Origin of the sequence: Streptosporangium sp. NPDC000239 (assembly GCF_040300765.1) — a bacterium.
Lineage (GTDB): Bacteria > Actinomycetota > Actinomycetes > Streptosporangiales > Streptosporangiaceae > Streptosporangium.
The window spans coordinates 59,288-73,536 of sequence record NZ_JBEPEI010000028.1; the positions used below are offsets into that span (position 1 = coordinate 59,288).

The following is a 14,249-nucleotide window of genomic DNA, read 5'->3' on the forward strand; positions in this document are numbered from 1 at the left end:
GACGACCTCTTTCCCTGTGATGAAACCTTAAGTAATCATATCTTCACTCTTGGTGGTCGGAGACGTCCCGAAACCAAGGAGAACATCATGAACGTGCCCCCGAGAACATCGCGGCTGAGCATCGCTTTGGCGGTGGGCTCGGCCATGGCGGCCTTCGCCGCGTTCCCGGCCGCCGCGACCACCTCGGTTGACAGTTCGGTGGCCCGCAACTTCTCCATCACCTGCAATGAGGTGTCCGTCGACGGAACCAGCGTCCTCGGAACCCGCTGTGACACCAAGCGGCAGGGGTACATCATCGACTTCAACATCAGCGACGGCCGCACCGGCGAGACCTGGCACTGTGCGACCGGCGAAGCCGACGGTAACGGGCAGGTGATCGGCGGAAGCTGCCGGAGGCACTCCTGACGGTCGGCCTTCGCGCGGAGGAAAGCCGCCGCGGCATCGTGGTACGGCTCAGCCGGCGCCTGGACAGCCGGCCTTCAGAGCCTTCGGCCTCAACCTACGGACCGGAGTTCGCCCTGGCTCTGGCCCGGTACGCCCGTGTCGCCATCTGGGCGCCGCAGGTGCGGGCGTCGCAGTAAACCGCGGCCTGGTTGCGGGAGCGGTCGTAGTAGCCGAGTTCGCAGGGCGGGTTGCGGCACGCCTTCACCCGGCTCCACGTCCCGCGCAGGGCCAGCTCGGCGGCGGACGCGAGCACCCGGGCGAAGGCGCCCGCCGTACCTTCGGCGACCGGGCACAGCGCGGCGTCGAGGACGCCGACGACGGGACGGACCGGATACAGCTCCCCGAAGCGCCGCAGGCGGTCGACGTCCTCGTCACGGACCGGGGCGCCGGCGTGTGAGAGCAGGACGCCGATCAGGGCCTCGCGCAGTTCGCGTGCCGCGGCCAGGTCGGTCGCGGTGACGCGGACGCCGGAGTCCGCCAGCCCGGCGGCGGCCAGCCAGTCGCGGAAGGACTCGGTGTCCGCCAGGCGCTCCCGCTCACCGCGCAGCGCCCGGGTGTTGACGAAGGCCAGCACCAGCTCGGCGGCAGGGGAGGGCGTCAGCGGGCTGCCGCCCGTCGTCGCGGCGGGTGCGGCGGGCACAACGGTGGACACAGGGGCAGCCTACGGGCTCGTCGGCAGCGGTGTAATGTCATGAGCTAAACCATTACGGTAATGACGAACGTGCGGGCTTCCGCCGTCGACAGGAGGCTCCGTGACATCGTTTCCCGACTTCGGCGTGGCCGGGCGGGTCGCCCTCGTCACCGGTGCGGCGCGTGGCCTCGGCCGGGCGATCGCGCTGGCACTGGCCAACGCCGGGGCCGACGTCGCCCTGGGACTGCGCGACGTCGGCGCGGACTCCGGCCTGGCCGCCGAGATCCGGGCGCTGGGCCGTACGGCGCTGCCCCTGCAGATGGACCTGGCCGACCCCGGCCAGATCGCCGGAGCCGTGGAGGCCGTGACGGACCGGTTCGGCCGGATCGACATCCTGGTCAACAACGCGGGCGTGGCGCCGGGCAACCCGGCCGAGGACGTCACCGAGACCGACTTCGACCGGACGGTCGCGATCAACCTCAAGGGCGTCTTCCTCACCAGCCAGGCCGCGGGCCGGGTCATGATCCGCCAGGGATACGGGCGGATCGTCAACCTGGGGTCGCAGGCCGGCGAGGTGGCCCTGCCCGGAGAGTCCGTGTACTGCATGACCAAGGCCGCCGTCGCCCACCTCACCCGTTGTCTCGCGGTGGAGTGGGGCCCGTACGGGATCACGGTCAACAACGTCGCCCCGACCTTCGTCCGTACTCCCGGGACGGCCGCGGCACTGGCCGACCCGGAGTTCGAAGCCGACGTGATCGAGCGCATCGCGGCCCTGCACCGCATCGGAGAGCCCATGGAGGTCGCCGGGGCGGTGCTGTTCCTCGCCTCGCCGGCCGCTTCGCTGGTCACCGGGCACACGCTCGTCGTGGACGGCGGCTGGACCGTCCGCTGAACCCCGTCCTGTTCCCTCGAAAGGAGAGACACGTGGAGGGCATGCCCGATCCGGTCACCAAGAACGGTTACGAGTTGGAGTTCGAGGACGTCTTCGACGGCGATCGTCTCGACGAGAACCGATGGGTGCCCCGTTACCTGCCCCAGTGGACCACCGGTACGGCGTCCCTCGCCCGGTACCGGGTCGGCGGCGGCCTGCTGCGGCTCCTGATCGAGGAGGACCAGCCGCCGTGGTGCCCCGAGGCCGAGGGGGAACTCCGTGTCTCCTCCCTGCAGACCGGTCTCTTCGCCGGACCCGTGGGCAGCGGCGTCGGGCAGCACGGCCGCGGGCCCGGCATGGTCGTCCGCGAGGCGCAGGCCGACGTCAGGCTCTACACCCCCCGGTACGGCCTCGTCGAGATGCGGGCCAAGGCGACCGACGACCCCCGTGCCATGGTCGCGCTGTGGATGATCGGCTACGAGGACGAGCCGGAACGTTCGGCCGAGATCTGCGTCTGTGAGATCTTCGGCAGGGACGTCCGGCCGGACGGCGCACGGATCGGCATGGGTCTGCACCCCTTCGGCGACCCGGACATCACCGACGATTTCACCGTGGAGTCCGTACCCATCGACGTCCGTGACTTCCACGTGTACGCGGCCGAGTGGACACCCGGCCGGGTGACCTTCCTCATCGACGGGGAACGCGTCAGGACCGTGCCCCAGTCGCCGCGCTACCCGATGCAGCTCATGCTCGGCATCTACGAGTTCCCCCGTACGGGCCCGGAGCCGGCACGGCCGTATCCACGGGAGTTCACGATCGACTACGTTCGCGGCTACCGGCCCGCGGCCGGGTGAGACGGCCGGCGCATCGACTCGGCCGCTCGCCCGCCGGTCGTGAGGGCGACCGGACGGAGCACCGGTCATCGGCCGGCACGGCCGACCGATGACCGGCACGGCCGCTCAGCTGGCGGCCACCGCGAAGAGGCCGACCAGGAACCCGGCCGCCGCCACCAGGCAGACCCGGCCCGCCACCCGCCCCACCAGCTCGTCCAGGTACCAGATCCAGAGCCCGCCACTACACAGGGCCAGCAGGAACCAGAAGAACGGCAACGACGCCGCCACCCCCAGCACGCCTCGAAGGCTGGCCCGGTCCCCACCGGCGTTGATCTGGGCGGGATAGACCGCGCTGCTCTCGGCCCACGAGAAGGCCTTGACCATCACACGGTCACCGGTGGAGGCGTAGGTGAAGACCCCCGTACAGGCCCGCAGGCTCCTGCGGCCGCTGCCCGAGCGACACTCGGTGACCAGCAGCGTTCCGGGCTCCCCGACCAGACCGGCCGACAACACGGCGTTCATCAGACTCGTCACCGCCTGGTACCCCAGATACCCGACCATGAGGGTCGCGGACACGGCGATGCACGCCGTCCAGAGATGAGAACCCAGAGAGTCGCGCTTGCCGTACTTCGAACGCCGTGACGACAGCCGCCTACCGGGTGTCGGTCGGCCGGAACGCCGGTACTGGCCACGCGAACGAGGTTTCCGCATGAGAGCACCATGTCGCCCCGTGCTTGCGCCCGGGTTGGAGTTCGCTGGTGCGCACGTTCGGCACAGCGGAGGCGCACGGCAAAGGCGCATGGTCGCGACTGCGGCGGGGGTCTCGAACCCGGCCCGGCCGGTCAGCCGGGAGTGACCCGGTCACGGTCCCGCACCCCCATCTGCGGTACGCGCTGGGCGGCGGCGTACACCGGTCCGCGTACCCGCTGCATCACACCCGCAGGAGGCAGGCCGGGAATCGGATGCCGGGCCGGGTCGAACCGCATCGGCGCCGCGGAGTCCGGTAGCGGCGGGCCGGTCAGTTCCAGCAGGCCGAAGCGCCGCCAGGGCGTCAACGGATGGGCCACCACCAGGTCCAGCACCAGCGGTTCACGCTCAACCGCCAGTGCGAGCTCGTCAAGGTCGGCCCACGAGGCCCATGACGACCGCGCGACGGCGCCGAGTAACACCTTCCGGTTCCGGCCGTCGAGGGCGAACGACAGCAGCGAGCCGTACATGCCCGGCGCCCACCGCCTCGTGGGCCGCAACGCACGCCGGCCGAGGACGGTGTGTCCCGTGGTGGCCAGCAGCAGGTCGCAGACACCCTCGCCCGTGTCACCCGGCAGCCCGGCCGCGGACCAGCGGACGGCGAGGCCGAGGATGTCCGGCAGCGGCGGTGGTAGACCGGCCGCGCGAGACAGGCGAGCCACCCCGGTCAGGGTCATGGGCTTGTCCAGGAAGGCGGCGCCCATCTGTGGAGACACGCCCCGCAGACGCAGGGCGGCGTGGAGAACGAGCCCGTCAGGGTGCAGCGGCCTCCCGTGTCGCAGTCGCGCCGCCTTCTCGGAGACGGCCGCCAACCCAGCGCCGACGGCGCGGACAACCCGGTCCTTCACGCGTCCCGCCACCTTCCGTCACCTGACCGCGCGCCGGTCACGATCGGTGTGACAGCGGCCTTCCGCGGCCTCTCTGATCCGTGCCTACCCCTCACAACCCCCTCGAAGCCGCCTCGGCCGGCACCCCGTACGCGGCCCGGCCCCTGGGACAGGGCTCCCGCCGGTCCGGCCCCCTTTTCGCGACACGGCCACCATGGACGCGGTCTGGAAATCAAATTCACGACAGTTATTGGCTCTAACTTTTCCTATTGCTGCTCACTGTCGCTCGTTATATGGTCTAACGGTCGCTAGTGCCGATAGCTCGACTGGTCGACCCGGTCGACGAACAGAGGAGAAGGATGTTCCGCACTCGCTCGGCCACCTCGCGAACCCCTCGCCGCCGGAGCGGCACGCGCGCCGCCCTGCTCGCGGTTTCGCTGACCGTCGCCGGTGTCCTCGGCGCCACCGCCGTGCCCGTCCAGGCCGTCACCCGCGATCACGGCACCGGCCCGGCCTCGCTGACCTGCCAAGGCAGAGGTGTCGACCCGGCCGCCAAGGCCCGCTACCGGACCGAAATCCTCATCCAGGCGCCGCTCCGCACGATCTGGGATCTGCAGACCGACGTGGAAGACTGGCCCTCCTGGCAGAAGCCCGTCGCGCCCATGACCACAAAGCGTCTCGACCCGGGTCCACTGCGCGAGCGCTCACGGTTCCAGGCGACCGTTCACCTGCCCCCCAACCCCCCGTCCCCGCCCTCCACGGTGGTCATCACCTCCACCGTCCGGCAACTCCAGTACGGCAGATGCATCCGCTGGACCGGACCCGCCGACGGCGCCGGTTTCCACATCGACGGCATCCACGTCTGGAACTTCGTCAAAGTCCCCGGCGGCGTCCTCGTCCGCACCGAGGAAAGCCACACCGGCCCCCAAGCCGACCCCACCTCGGACATGGGCCTGGAAGCCTGGCTCAACGATCTCAAGACCGCCGCGGAATCCGGCTCCCACAACTGACCGGACAACAGCCGGCCCCGCTGGTTCACCTCGTGGCCACCGATGCCTCCTTCGTGACGCACGGACGGGTGAGGACCGGCGTCGTCCACGCTTCGGCCCCCGCCCGAGGTCGTCCCCGCAGCCCGGCGCGGGGAGCCTGAACGCCTCGTCCGGGGGAGGATCGGATGTGTCCCACTATGGACGCTCGCTCGCTTCCCGCACGGCCAACCTCGGCGGACGTCGCCAGGGGCGGTTTCCAGGAGCTTATGGCCGTAGGTGCTCACACTCATCGGAGACCGGCTCCGATCCCCCTCAAAGCCCGGACCGTCGAGCAGACGCACCAGGCGGTGAAAGCCGCAGCGGCGTGACAACCGGCCAGGCGAGCAGCTGATTCGGGTCCGATCCAGCGGGCGCCGAAGCGGGACCATGCAGCCGAAATATGAAGAAATGCAAGCTCCCCGCCGACGCCGATCGATGGTCACCTTGAGGTGTCCTCCTTCCCAGTCGTAAGGAGCCACCCATGAGAATCCGCCGATTATCCACAGCCCTGCTCGCGACGGCACTGGGTGCCGCCACGGTCATCACCGGGGCGACACCGGCACAGGCCGAACCCTCCGACTGCGTTATCGGCCGCCTCTACGATCCGCCCGCGTACACCAGCTACTGCGCGAGCGGCACCGGCTACCACATGATCGGTGTGGGCTGGAAGCACCCCAACCCGCAGATGCCCGAGTACGGAGAGTGGCACGGCGAGTGGGCGCCCGTCGGCGGCACGTCCATCGCGTACATCCCCTTCAGCAGGCAGATCACCGGCGTGAACATCCTGAAGAAGGACTAGTAAGAGCGCCCCGCCCGCCCTCCCACGCGGAGGACCTCAGCCCTGGGCGGGGCCGTCCACAGTGCCTTCCGTGTGGCGTGGGTCCACACCCCGCACCGCCTGAAGACCACCGGTCTGATCACGCTCGCCGACAAGGGCCGCCTCGGTGCCGGTGAGCACGTCCGCGTGCCGTACAAGGACGGGAACAGGCCCGTCTCGCAGAAGGGCTCCAGCTCCACCCACGCCAGGCTTCGTGACCCCGGCGAGCGGGTGAACACGCAGTCGAAGGCCTGGCGCGTCCCGCGCTGCCGCCCGCTTCGCGCAGGTCAACTCGTCAAAGGATCATCTCGCCTCAACTTTGTGAAGCGAGATGAAAGCTCCGTGTATGTTCCGGATCTTGGGATGGGGTGTCGCGGCCGAAGACCTCGTCAACTCACGTTTTCCGCCAGAGTGCGCTTCGTCACCATGGCCCGCAGCGAGAAGCACGATGCCTGGACGGCGAGGCAGGACATCAACCCCGTCGGTAGTTTCTGATCATGTCCGATGCCGACTTCACGCCCCTCCGCGTCACCCACCGCGTGGGGCTCTCCCGCGAGACCTCCCTCCGCATGCGCACATGGGCGAAGGCGAAGGGTTACACCGTCAGCTGGCGTGGCCGGGTCGCACAGGAGATCATCGACGCCTTCCTCACCGCCCATCCCGAGGTCGTCGAGCAGGCGAGAACGTTCGAGATGGTCCACGCCACCGCGAGAACCCCCGGCCCGTCGCCGGAGGACTACGCGTGGGAGGGGAACAGCCGGCTCGGGGACGTCTACACGATCGTCTTCGTCCGTGGGCTCGACGAACACGAGGTGCTGCGCCGACTCGGCGCCGCGGACGAGGACATCCGGCTGATCGAAGACGGGGACCACTCCTGTCCAGAGGGACCACAGATCGTCACCGTGAGGCGAATCGGGGACTGGACCGTCGCGGTCGAGGACTGCGGCTGGCGCGGCGCACGACGAGAGACTCTGGGCGCCCTGTCACACGACGGCGGAGAGGCCGTGACGGTGCATCGGCATGACTACGCCCGGCACCATGTCGCCTATGCCGTCGACGGCCGGCTCATCACCGACATCAACCCGGGATTTCCCATCGACAGGTGGGGTACGGACCCCGACCGGCTCAACCACCACCTCCGCGAACTGGGCATCGATCCGACCGCCGAGGACAGCGTCGACAACCCCATCCCGGCGGCCCTGGCCCTCGCCGGCCGCATCACCGGCGTCACGATCAACCCCCACCACCTTCACCGCCCCATCCTCGGCGCCACTCTCTGACCCCTGGCGGTGTCGGGCCGGAAGCGGTGGCGATGCAGCCGGGACGGGCACCGTTCGACGACTGAACGTGCCTGGGCTGCGCCTCCGGGAAGGTCCCCCGACCACGAAGATGGGGAAACCTCCTCACCATCGAGATTCCGCCCAGCATTCGCGATCCTGCGGATTAAAAGATCGATCCCGGGTCGTTCCATACGGTTCGGTGCAGGTCAGAAGGCATGCGTGGTTCATCCTGAACGGCTCTGAACGGTCTTGCGTCGCAACCGGGGACGCGACCTCACGGCGGCTGGCCGTCGATGAAGATCTGTCGTGAGCGGATGGCAGGATCACCTTCGTGTCAGACATCGATGATCTTCTTCGGCGAGTGTCCGCGAAGGCGAGCGCGACCGTGGAGCACCTGCCTTCCCCCGCGACGGCGGAGGAGGTGGCACAGGCTGAACGCATCCTGGATTTCCGACTTCCTCCTGTGCTCGCGCGGCTCTACCTCGAAGTGGCCAACGGCGGCTTCGGCCCTGATTATCAGCTTCTCCCGCTCGTGGGAGAAGGACGTACCGCCGTAAGCGACTACCGCGAGGAACGGGAGACCTCGGAATCCAGCGGTGACGCCCACTGGCCGGCGGACGTGCTGCCCATCCTGGACTGGGGATGCGGCATGTATGCCGCCGTGGACTGCCGTAGCCCCGAAGGCGTCGTGCTGCTCTTCGAACCGAACGGGATCAGCGGTGACTGGCACCACGCTTGGTACGTCGACTCCGAGAGCCTGACCGGCTGGCTGGAGACCTGGCTCTCGGAAACGGGCTGGTACGAGGAGGACGCCGATGAAGACGGCGAGATGCGGCCATGGGAGTCAGCTCAGCGGCGACTGGCAGGAAGGTGACCATCTCGAACCTACGGATCGGAAGTGGAGGGCTTCCTATGCGGCGTGTGGTGCCGTGACCTGAGGTTTTGCGCCGCATCGGGTGTGATGTGCCGGATCTTCATGAGCCAAGGGCGTCAGCGGTAGGGATGGAGGTGGCCGGTGGATTCCATCAGAGCCGGACGGGCGAAACGGGCGGGAGGCAGATGGACGCCCGCGGTGCGTTCGGCAAGGGCCAGAGCGCTGGAGACGGGCCGTCGGGGAAGTCGAGCTGGTCGCCGTTGATATCCGTCAATTGCACGACGATCAGAGCCAAACTCCAGGTCAGGCACTATCGGTCCGGTAGTCGAAGTACACGGTGAGGCTTGGCCAGTCGCCGTCCTTGGTGATCTCGTTGTGCATGATCACGTCGTGGACTTCGACATCGCCCAGTTCCTCGATGGAATCTGCGACCCTACGAAGGAGCGCGGGCACATCTCCTTGCTCTGGCCCCTCCGGGTTGGCCTGGGAGAAGTGGTGCATGGTCCAGGTGCTTCGCTCGGACATCCCCGGCCCTCCTCTGATCGCTGCGCTGTACCGCAGCATAGAGATCATGCGGTTGTTGCGAGCCCTCCCTGGTGGGGAACAGAGCCATCGGGCGGCCTTGGCATTGGTCAGGCCGGGACCGTGGTCGCCGAACTTGCCGGCGATGGCGCTTTTGCGCATGAGGACACAGGAGATGACGCGCCGGTCGCCCGGTTCCATGCCGTAGTCCAGGGCTTCGTCGGCCCACATGATGGCCTGGGTCTGTCATCACGGATGAGGGACATGGATTCCCCGTCGGTCTTGACGCTCGGCGCGAAGCGCATGGACACAACAGTGCGCCAGGATCTGACCGAGTCGGGCCGTGGCGGTCTCAGGCGCCGGCTTTCATCGCCTGGTCGGCGAAACGGAGAAGTCCGGCGATCCGGCGGTGGCAGTCGGCCGGGTCCTGGCGTGAGAACGAGGAGCCGCTCCAGAGGCCGTCGGGAGTGAGGAATCCCGGGGCGTGGTCCGTGCCCAGCGTCTCGTCGAGGTGGAGGAGGCCGCCGAGGACCCAGTCCTGGTCGTAATGGCAGTCGCGCTGCGGCAGGTACCTCTCCAGGTAGGCGGTGAGAACGCCGGCGTCCTCCGGTCGCCCGAATCGGGTGATGGCGAAGCTGTACCCCTGACCGGCGTAGACGAGGTCGCTCTCCAGGAGGAGGTCGGCCAGGATTTCACGGAACCGGGTACGCCGGTCGAGGCCGATGAGCCACGCCGCGGCGAGCCGCTCCCGCCAACCGGAGAACTCTCCCCGTCGAAGCATGCGTTCAAGGTCGGCGTCGGTGATCTGCCGAGCGTCGTGGCCCAACGAGCGGAGGAACCTGGTTCGCTCCTGGTCGGCCAGGTCGACGAAGTTGCCATGAAGAAGATCAAGGTAACGGGCGGTCTCATGCTCCGGCGCGGCGACCGCGTAGCGCTCAATGACCTCGACCGTCAGGTCGTCTGTCGGATCAGTCATGGACACATCCTGGCGTGCGAGGCAAGAGCCCGATGATCACTCGGGAGTCCTCGTGGCCGGTGACGGGAGCCGGCCGACGGAACTCATTTCCGGGAGCGCCAACGGGGCGCCTCTTTTTCGACGGTTGGCGTCCTCGCGATCGACTCCCCTTCGGCGCGGGCCAGCTCTGCACCGAGTACGGAAACCAGGTTGGCATGCACACCCCTCGCCACGCTGTTGGAGAGGGCTACACGGTCGTCCGCCCGGCCCGCATCGAGTCCTCCAGGGCGGAGGACATGCTGATCGCCGTCCGACAGGTGTGGGACAGCACCGAAGGCGATGACTCCCGACTGCGTGCGGTCGTGGCCGGACCGGTGTCGCTCATCGCCTACCGGCTGGGCCACCACGCCGGAACCGTGACCGGCCACCGCCAGGGTCTGCGCTTCCGCCCCCGCTGACGATGAGTCCGGCACCCGGCACGCCACAGCGCCCCTGTCCTCCTGGGCGGGGGCGCCGTCATGAAGTCACGCAGCCGCTACACCTGGACGCATTTCTTTGCGTCGGCGAACACGCGCTTCCCGTCAAGTGTGCTCAATTTCGCGCAGCTATAGGTCGCGTTCCAGGAGGTGACAGTGATCACGTTGGGACCGGGTGCCGGGTCCGCGGTCCCCGTACAGTCCTCTCCGATCAGCCACAAGAAGTGGAAAAGCGGCTCCCCGCTCTCCCACCTCCCCTGAGCGCAAACGAAATTGGAGCTGGCGGAAGCGGCGGCCGGGATCGCCGCCAACGGGGAAGCGAGAACCACGGCGGCAGCAGTGACAGCGAGGCGCTTGATCAAGGACATGGGGGTGCCCTTCCACGGAGGAGGCTGGCGAGACCGTTCGGGGGAGCGCCTCGAAGGTAACCCGGGAGAGCGGTCCCGCTCCCTGGCCAGAAGCGGACATCGGTGAACGCCGCGTTGACGGCCTCGACGCGACGCCGCAAAACCTCACCGGGATCCTCCGCTGCCCGTTCGGGGCGCCGTCGCCTTTCCCGTCTCTCCTGCACGAACCCCACTGTGGCCGCGACCGCAGCAGGAGCGGACACCACGAGAATCAGCCAGATCGGCTCTGAACTGTACTTCTGGTACACGGCCACGACCGAAAGCCGGCAGGAACACGGCGTGGCGCACGGCACCGTCCGCAGCCCTGGTGCCGCGGAAGGCCATCGTGGGGAGGCGTCCGACACCCGTGGTCTCCCCTAGGCGTGCGATCGCCCCTACGGATTCCATGGGGCCGGGAAAAGAAGAACCCCCTGCTGGGCAAGGGGTTGAAGAGTAGGGCGCCTGGGACTCGAACCCAGAACCTACGGATTAAAAGTACTCGGCACCCTAAAACGATCTTCCGAACCGGTCCGCGAGGTTCCGCATTAATCCCTGGTAGAGCCGGTTCGCTTCCGCGTAGATCCGCGCGGATCCGCAGCCCTCACGCTGTCACTTAAGCTGTCAGCCCACAGCGCCCCGCCGATCCGCTGGGCGGCGTCCTTCTGCAGCCGCGGTGTTACGTGCTGGTAGACCTCCTGGGTGAACCCCGGCGTCGCGTGACCGAGCATCTCCTGCACCACCACGACGTCCACCCCAGCCTCCAAGGCGGTGGTCGCGGTGAAGTGCCGGCCATCGTGCGGCCGGTAGTGCGGCAGCCCAAGCTCCTCCAGCAGGTCCGTCCACTCCTGCCAGTCTCGCCGAGGATCGATCGGCCGACCGGACGACTGAGCGAACACCAGCGCATCGGGCTTCACCGGCAGTCGGCACTTCGGGCAGACGCTCTCCCGGGCCCGCGGCCTTCGGTCGCACGCGTCCTTGTCGTGCCCCCACCCCACCCACCGCGGGTGGGCGAGCCGCTCAGCCTTCTGTGCGGTGCGGTGCGTGACCAGGAGTCGGGCAACTTCCCGCGGGATGGACACCGTCCGGCGTGACTTCTTCGACTTCGGCTCGGTGAGGACCAGGCCGCCGCCCTGGCGCTGCGGGCAGCTGGCCGCGTGGGCAGCGCAGTCCGACCCGCAGAACGTCGGGCACTTGTCGTGCTCGCGGCACCGGGGTGGGCACGGCCGCTTGCAGATGTGCCGCCGCCCTGAGGTGCGCTGCGCCTTCGCGCAGTCCGCCGGGTCCGGTGGGCACGGGAGCCGGTGACGCTTGGCGCCGCAGGAGTGCGGGTCATCGCAGCCGTGTTTCCAGGGCAGGCGCACCAGCTCCCATGCGATCCGCACGCTGGCGTGGTCGAGGTCGTCCAGGTCGAGGTGCGACCACATCAGGCCGAGCGCCTCACCCTGCCGGGGGCCGGCGGCCAGCCCGAGGGCCCAGCGGGCACCGTTGCGGCGTCCCGCAACGGTCTCCAGGATCGCGGTGGCCTCCTCGCGCTCTGGCGGGAGGACCTCAACCTGGTCGAGCGCCGGTGGGGTGATGAACTGGCACGGGTTGCGGGGGATGAGGCCACGCATCGTGGCGACCTTCAGGGCGCGTGACAGGATCCGGTGAATCTGCAGGATGCTCGCGGGCGCCAGGCCCGCCTCGTCGCGGAGGCGGGCGTAGAACTCCTCGATGCGCTGTTCGGCGCCCTGTTCGGCCAAGCTCTTCATCCGTAGGCGCCCCAGGCCGGGGATGATATGGCCTTCTACCTTGGACCGGTAGGACCGGTTCCAGGTGTTCTCTCGGATCTCGGCCTTGGCGATGTGGTGCAGCCAGTGGGACATCCACTCGCCGACTGTCTGGCCGCGGCCCTTGGTGGGGACGAAGCCGGCGGCTGCCTGCTCATGGAACTTGCGCTGTTTCTCGATGACCTCTTCGGGGCTGTCCCCGTAGAGGTATCGCCGGTCCGGTTTCCCGTCGGGTCGGGTGCCGAGGAAGATCTGACATGTCCAGCGCCCGTCGGCCCGCTGGTAGATGCTGTCCTCGCCGCGCTGGCGGCGTCGGCTTTTTGGGCGCTTAGCCATTCAGTCACCTGCACCTGTCAATTCGGCGGCGTAAAGAAAAAGCTTTCAACTGAAAGCATCTCCGGACTTTCCTGCATCTTCGCGAGGCGGACACCCTGCGCGATGCCCAGCTGGTGAGCTGCTTCTACAGCAGCGGCCGGGACGGAGACGGCCGCCGCTGCATCCGTGGAGGTTGGAGCGCTCCCATGAGAGCGCGGACTGACCGTGAGCACGGCAGCCGCCGCCACAAGGAGGATGAACAGCTTGTGGATGTCGGCGTAGGTGATCGCAATGCCTGCGGCTCCCAGCCATGCAAGGGCGGCGGTTGCGGCGACGGCGACGCTTTTTCGGGTGGACATTTACTTCTCCCGTTGCTGACCCTCATGGAGCACTCGACCACCATAATTCGAACGATTGAGCGGTCAACGGCGGATACAGAAATGTGACCTGGAAGAAATTTTGTCCTATCGGCAATCCTCATGAAGATCTTTCGGCCGTGGCGTCCAGAACCATGCGGATGTGATCTATTTGAGTGGAAACCGTTTGGAGAACGGACCGGATCAGGCTCGCCTCGACGGCCGCCTTCTGCGCATCGCTTAGCCCGGCGTGGCCTCGGATCTCATCCAGCCCTTGCAAGATCAGCTGCAGGACCGCCTCCGGCGTGTCCGGATCCACCCCCGCCAGCGCGGGCTCGGCGCTCGCCCTCCGCTGCACTTCCTCGTGCAGCAGGCGTGCGGCATCCGGCCGTCCGGCCTGTTCGAGTTCGGCGGCGGTAGCCCCCACGACCATCGCCATCGTTGCTATGCGGTCGGCGTGTCCGGGCATTGCCCCGGACTCGATCTTCCCCCAGGTAGACGGGGAGAACGAGGCTCCAGTGAGCTGCTGGGCCAACTGTGCGGCCTTCTGGTGGCTCATTCGTGGGATCTGCGCTCGGCGGCGTTGGCTGATGAGTGTGGCCTCTGGCGGTGCCGGCGGTTCCTCGGCGTTCCCTCGCACTGCATGACCTCTCGGAACTCTGCGGAACTCTGCGGAACTATGCGTAACCGTAGCAGGAGCTGGGGTCTTCGCCCAGCCCCTCGGTGCAACAACTACCTGTCGCGATCTTTGACTCCGCAGAGTGATGCAGAATTCCGCGTAACAAGCTTGAATTCCGCGTAATTCCGCGTAGTGTCTACGGCATGAGCCACTCCAACGCCGGAGTCGGCGCCGTCGATGTTCTCGACGACGACCTGGAACTCCTGAAGCTCGAAGAGCTCGCGAAGCTGTGGAAAGTCTCGAAGCGGACCATCGAAGTCCTGATCGCCAGCGGTGAACTGCCCAGCAGAAAGATCGGCTGGAACAGGCGTGTCGCGCGTCGCGACGCCCTCGCCTACATGCAGCGCGGCGACGTCGCTTCCTGACCCCAGACATGCGCAGGGGCCCAGCCGTGCCCTGGCCAGGCCCCGCTTCGACCCCACATCCCTACCGAATCCCG

Annotated in this window: 18 protein-coding genes; 10 read left to right on the forward strand and 8 right to left on the reverse strand. The window is 68.0% G+C overall.

Annotation, left to right across the window (positions count from 1 at the left end; all coding sequences use genetic code 11):
* The first annotated feature begins 87 nt into the window (after nt 1-87).
* Nucleotides 88-405: a hypothetical protein gene (locus ABT340_RS39140; RefSeq protein WP_352015993.1), complete on the forward strand. Its 318-nt coding sequence runs from the start codon at nt 88-90 to the stop codon at nt 403-405.
* A gap of 94 nt (nt 406-499) precedes the next feature.
* Here the strand turns inward: ABT340_RS39140 and ABT340_RS39145 are convergent, their stop codons facing one another.
* Nucleotides 500-1,096: a CGNR zinc finger domain-containing protein gene (locus tag ABT340_RS39145; protein ID WP_352015994.1), complete on the reverse strand. Its 597-nt coding sequence runs from the start codon at nt 1,094-1,096 to the stop codon at nt 500-502.
* A gap of 100 nt (nt 1,097-1,196) precedes the next feature.
* Here ABT340_RS39145 and ABT340_RS39150 point away from each other — a divergent pair, with 100 nt between their 5' ends.
* Nucleotides 1,197-1,967 carry an SDR family NAD(P)-dependent oxidoreductase gene (locus tag ABT340_RS39150; RefSeq protein WP_352015995.1) on the forward strand — a complete coding sequence of 257 codons (771 nt, stop codon included), beginning with the start codon at nt 1,197-1,199 and terminating at the stop codon, nt 1,965-1,967.
* Nucleotides 1,968-2,008: 41 nt separating this feature from the next.
* Complete coding sequence (locus ABT340_RS39155; protein ID WP_352016035.1) at nt 2,009-2,800, forward strand: glycoside hydrolase family 16 protein; 792 nt, start codon at nt 2,009-2,011, stop codon at nt 2,798-2,800.
* A gap of 105 nt (nt 2,801-2,905) precedes the next feature.
* On the opposite strand, the gene ABT340_RS39160 is transcribed toward ABT340_RS39155, so the two are convergent.
* The gene (locus tag ABT340_RS39160) at nt 2,906-3,355 is read right to left on the reverse strand and encodes a hypothetical protein (RefSeq protein ID WP_352015996.1); all 450 of its coding nucleotides are present in this window, start codon (nt 3,353-3,355) and stop codon (nt 2,906-2,908) included.
* Between the two features lie 266 nt (nt 3,356-3,621).
* Entirely contained in the window at nt 3,622-4,374 is a 753-nt protein-coding gene (locus tag ABT340_RS39165; protein ID WP_352015997.1) for a hypothetical protein, read from the reverse strand.
* A gap of 338 nt (nt 4,375-4,712) precedes the next feature.
* On the opposite strand from ABT340_RS39165, the gene ABT340_RS39170 reads away from it, so the two are divergent.
* The 5 genes from ABT340_RS39170 to ABT340_RS39190 all read left to right on the forward strand — a co-directional run bounded on the left by ABT340_RS39170 (nt 4,713) and on the right by ABT340_RS39190 (nt 8,352).
* The gene (locus tag ABT340_RS39170) at nt 4,713-5,363 is read left to right on the forward strand and encodes an SRPBCC family protein (protein ID WP_352015998.1); all 651 of its coding nucleotides are present in this window, start codon (nt 4,713-4,715) and stop codon (nt 5,361-5,363) included.
* Nucleotides 5,364-5,862: 499 nt separating this feature from the next.
* Nucleotides 5,863-6,180, forward strand: a complete 318-nt coding sequence (locus tag ABT340_RS39175) for a hypothetical protein (RefSeq protein WP_352015999.1) — start codon at nt 5,863-5,865, stop codon at nt 6,178-6,180.
* 72 nt (nt 6,181-6,252) lie between these two features.
* Complete coding sequence (locus ABT340_RS39180; protein WP_352016000.1) at nt 6,253-6,693, forward strand: hypothetical protein; 441 nt, start codon at nt 6,253-6,255, stop codon at nt 6,691-6,693.
* A 2-nt stretch (nt 6,694-6,695) separates the two neighbouring features.
* Nucleotides 6,696-7,478, forward strand: a complete 783-nt coding sequence (locus tag ABT340_RS39185; protein ID WP_352016001.1) for a DUF6461 domain-containing protein — start codon at nt 6,696-6,698, stop codon at nt 7,476-7,478.
* A gap of 331 nt (nt 7,479-7,809) precedes the next feature.
* On the forward strand, nt 7,810-8,352 hold the full coding sequence (locus tag ABT340_RS39190) for an SMI1/KNR4 family protein (RefSeq protein ID WP_352016002.1): 543 nt from the start codon (nt 7,810-7,812) through the stop codon (nt 8,350-8,352).
* Between the two features lie 303 nt (nt 8,353-8,655).
* On the opposite strand, the gene ABT340_RS39195 is transcribed toward ABT340_RS39190, so the two are convergent.
* Nucleotides 8,656-9,105, reverse strand: a complete 450-nt coding sequence (locus ABT340_RS39195; protein WP_352016003.1) for a hypothetical protein — start codon at nt 9,103-9,105, stop codon at nt 8,656-8,658.
* 121 nt (nt 9,106-9,226) lie between these two features.
* A complete protein-coding gene (locus ABT340_RS39200) occupies nt 9,227-9,850 on the reverse strand; it encodes a DUF6000 family protein (protein ID WP_352016004.1) in 624 nt (207 codons plus the stop codon).
* 194 nt (nt 9,851-10,044) lie between these two features.
* Here ABT340_RS39200 and ABT340_RS39205 point away from each other — a divergent pair, with 194 nt between their 5' ends.
* Nucleotides 10,045-10,287, forward strand: coding sequence for a hypothetical protein (locus ABT340_RS39205; RefSeq protein ID WP_352016005.1), 243 nt, complete (start codon nt 10,045-10,047; stop codon nt 10,285-10,287).
* A 949-nt stretch (nt 10,288-11,236) separates the two neighbouring features.
* On the opposite strand, the gene ABT340_RS39210 is transcribed toward ABT340_RS39205, so the two are convergent.
* The 3 genes from ABT340_RS39210 to ABT340_RS39220 form a co-directional block, all read right to left on the reverse strand.
* Nucleotides 11,237-12,796, reverse strand: a complete 1,560-nt coding sequence (locus ABT340_RS39210) for a tyrosine-type recombinase/integrase (RefSeq protein WP_352016006.1) — start codon at nt 12,794-12,796, stop codon at nt 11,237-11,239.
* Between the two features lie 17 nt (nt 12,797-12,813).
* Complete coding sequence (locus ABT340_RS39215; protein WP_352016007.1) at nt 12,814-13,134, reverse strand: hypothetical protein; 321 nt, start codon at nt 13,132-13,134, stop codon at nt 12,814-12,816.
* Nucleotides 13,135-13,252: 118 nt separating this feature from the next.
* Nucleotides 13,253-13,570: a hypothetical protein gene (locus tag ABT340_RS39220; protein WP_352016008.1), complete on the reverse strand. Its 318-nt coding sequence runs from the start codon at nt 13,568-13,570 to the stop codon at nt 13,253-13,255.
* Nucleotides 13,571-13,953: 383 nt separating this feature from the next.
* Between ABT340_RS39220 and ABT340_RS39225 the strand changes: the two genes are divergently transcribed.
* A complete protein-coding gene (locus ABT340_RS39225; RefSeq protein ID WP_352016009.1) occupies nt 13,954-14,175 on the forward strand; it encodes a helix-turn-helix domain-containing protein in 222 nt (73 codons plus the stop codon).
* Nucleotides 14,176-14,249 lie beyond the last annotated feature (74 nt).

Excerpts from the sequence above, each read along its gene's own strand:
- ABT340_RS39140 (WP_352015993.1), top strand. The coding sequence starts at position 88 with ATGAACGTGCCCCCGAGAACATCGCGGCTGAGCATCGCTTTGGCGGTG.
- ABT340_RS39155 (WP_352016035.1), top strand. The coding sequence starts at position 2,009 with ATGCCCGATCCGGTCACCAAGAACGGTTACGAGTTGGAGTTCGAGGAC.
- ABT340_RS39170 (WP_352015998.1), top strand. The coding sequence starts at position 4,713 with ATGTTCCGCACTCGCTCGGCCACCTCGCGAACCCCTCGCCGCCGGAGC.
- ABT340_RS39175 (WP_352015999.1), top strand. The coding sequence starts at position 5,863 with ATGAGAATCCGCCGATTATCCACAGCCCTGCTCGCGACGGCACTGGGT.
- ABT340_RS39185 (WP_352016001.1), top strand. The coding sequence starts at position 6,696 with ATGTCCGATGCCGACTTCACGCCCCTCCGCGTCACCCACCGCGTGGGG.
- ABT340_RS39195 (WP_352016003.1), bottom strand. The coding sequence starts at position 9,105 with ATGTGGGCCGACGAAGCCCTGGACTACGGCATGGAACCGGGCGACCGG.
- ABT340_RS39200 (WP_352016004.1), bottom strand. The coding sequence starts at position 9,850 with ATGACTGATCCGACAGACGACCTGACGGTCGAGGTCATTGAGCGCTAC.
- ABT340_RS39205 (WP_352016005.1), top strand. The coding sequence starts at position 10,045 with ATGCACACCCCTCGCCACGCTGTTGGAGAGGGCTACACGGTCGTCCGC.
- ABT340_RS39210 (WP_352016006.1), bottom strand. The coding sequence starts at position 12,796 with ATGGCTAAGCGCCCAAAAAGCCGACGCCGCCAGCGCGGCGAGGACAGC.
- ABT340_RS39215 (WP_352016007.1), bottom strand. The coding sequence starts at position 13,134 with ATGTCCACCCGAAAAAGCGTCGCCGTCGCCGCAACCGCCGCCCTTGCA.
- ABT340_RS39220 (WP_352016008.1), bottom strand. The coding sequence starts at position 13,570 with ATGGCGATGGTCGTGGGGGCTACCGCCGCCGAACTCGAACAGGCCGGA.
- ABT340_RS39225 (WP_352016009.1), top strand. The coding sequence starts at position 13,954 with ATGAGCCACTCCAACGCCGGAGTCGGCGCCGTCGATGTTCTCGACGAC.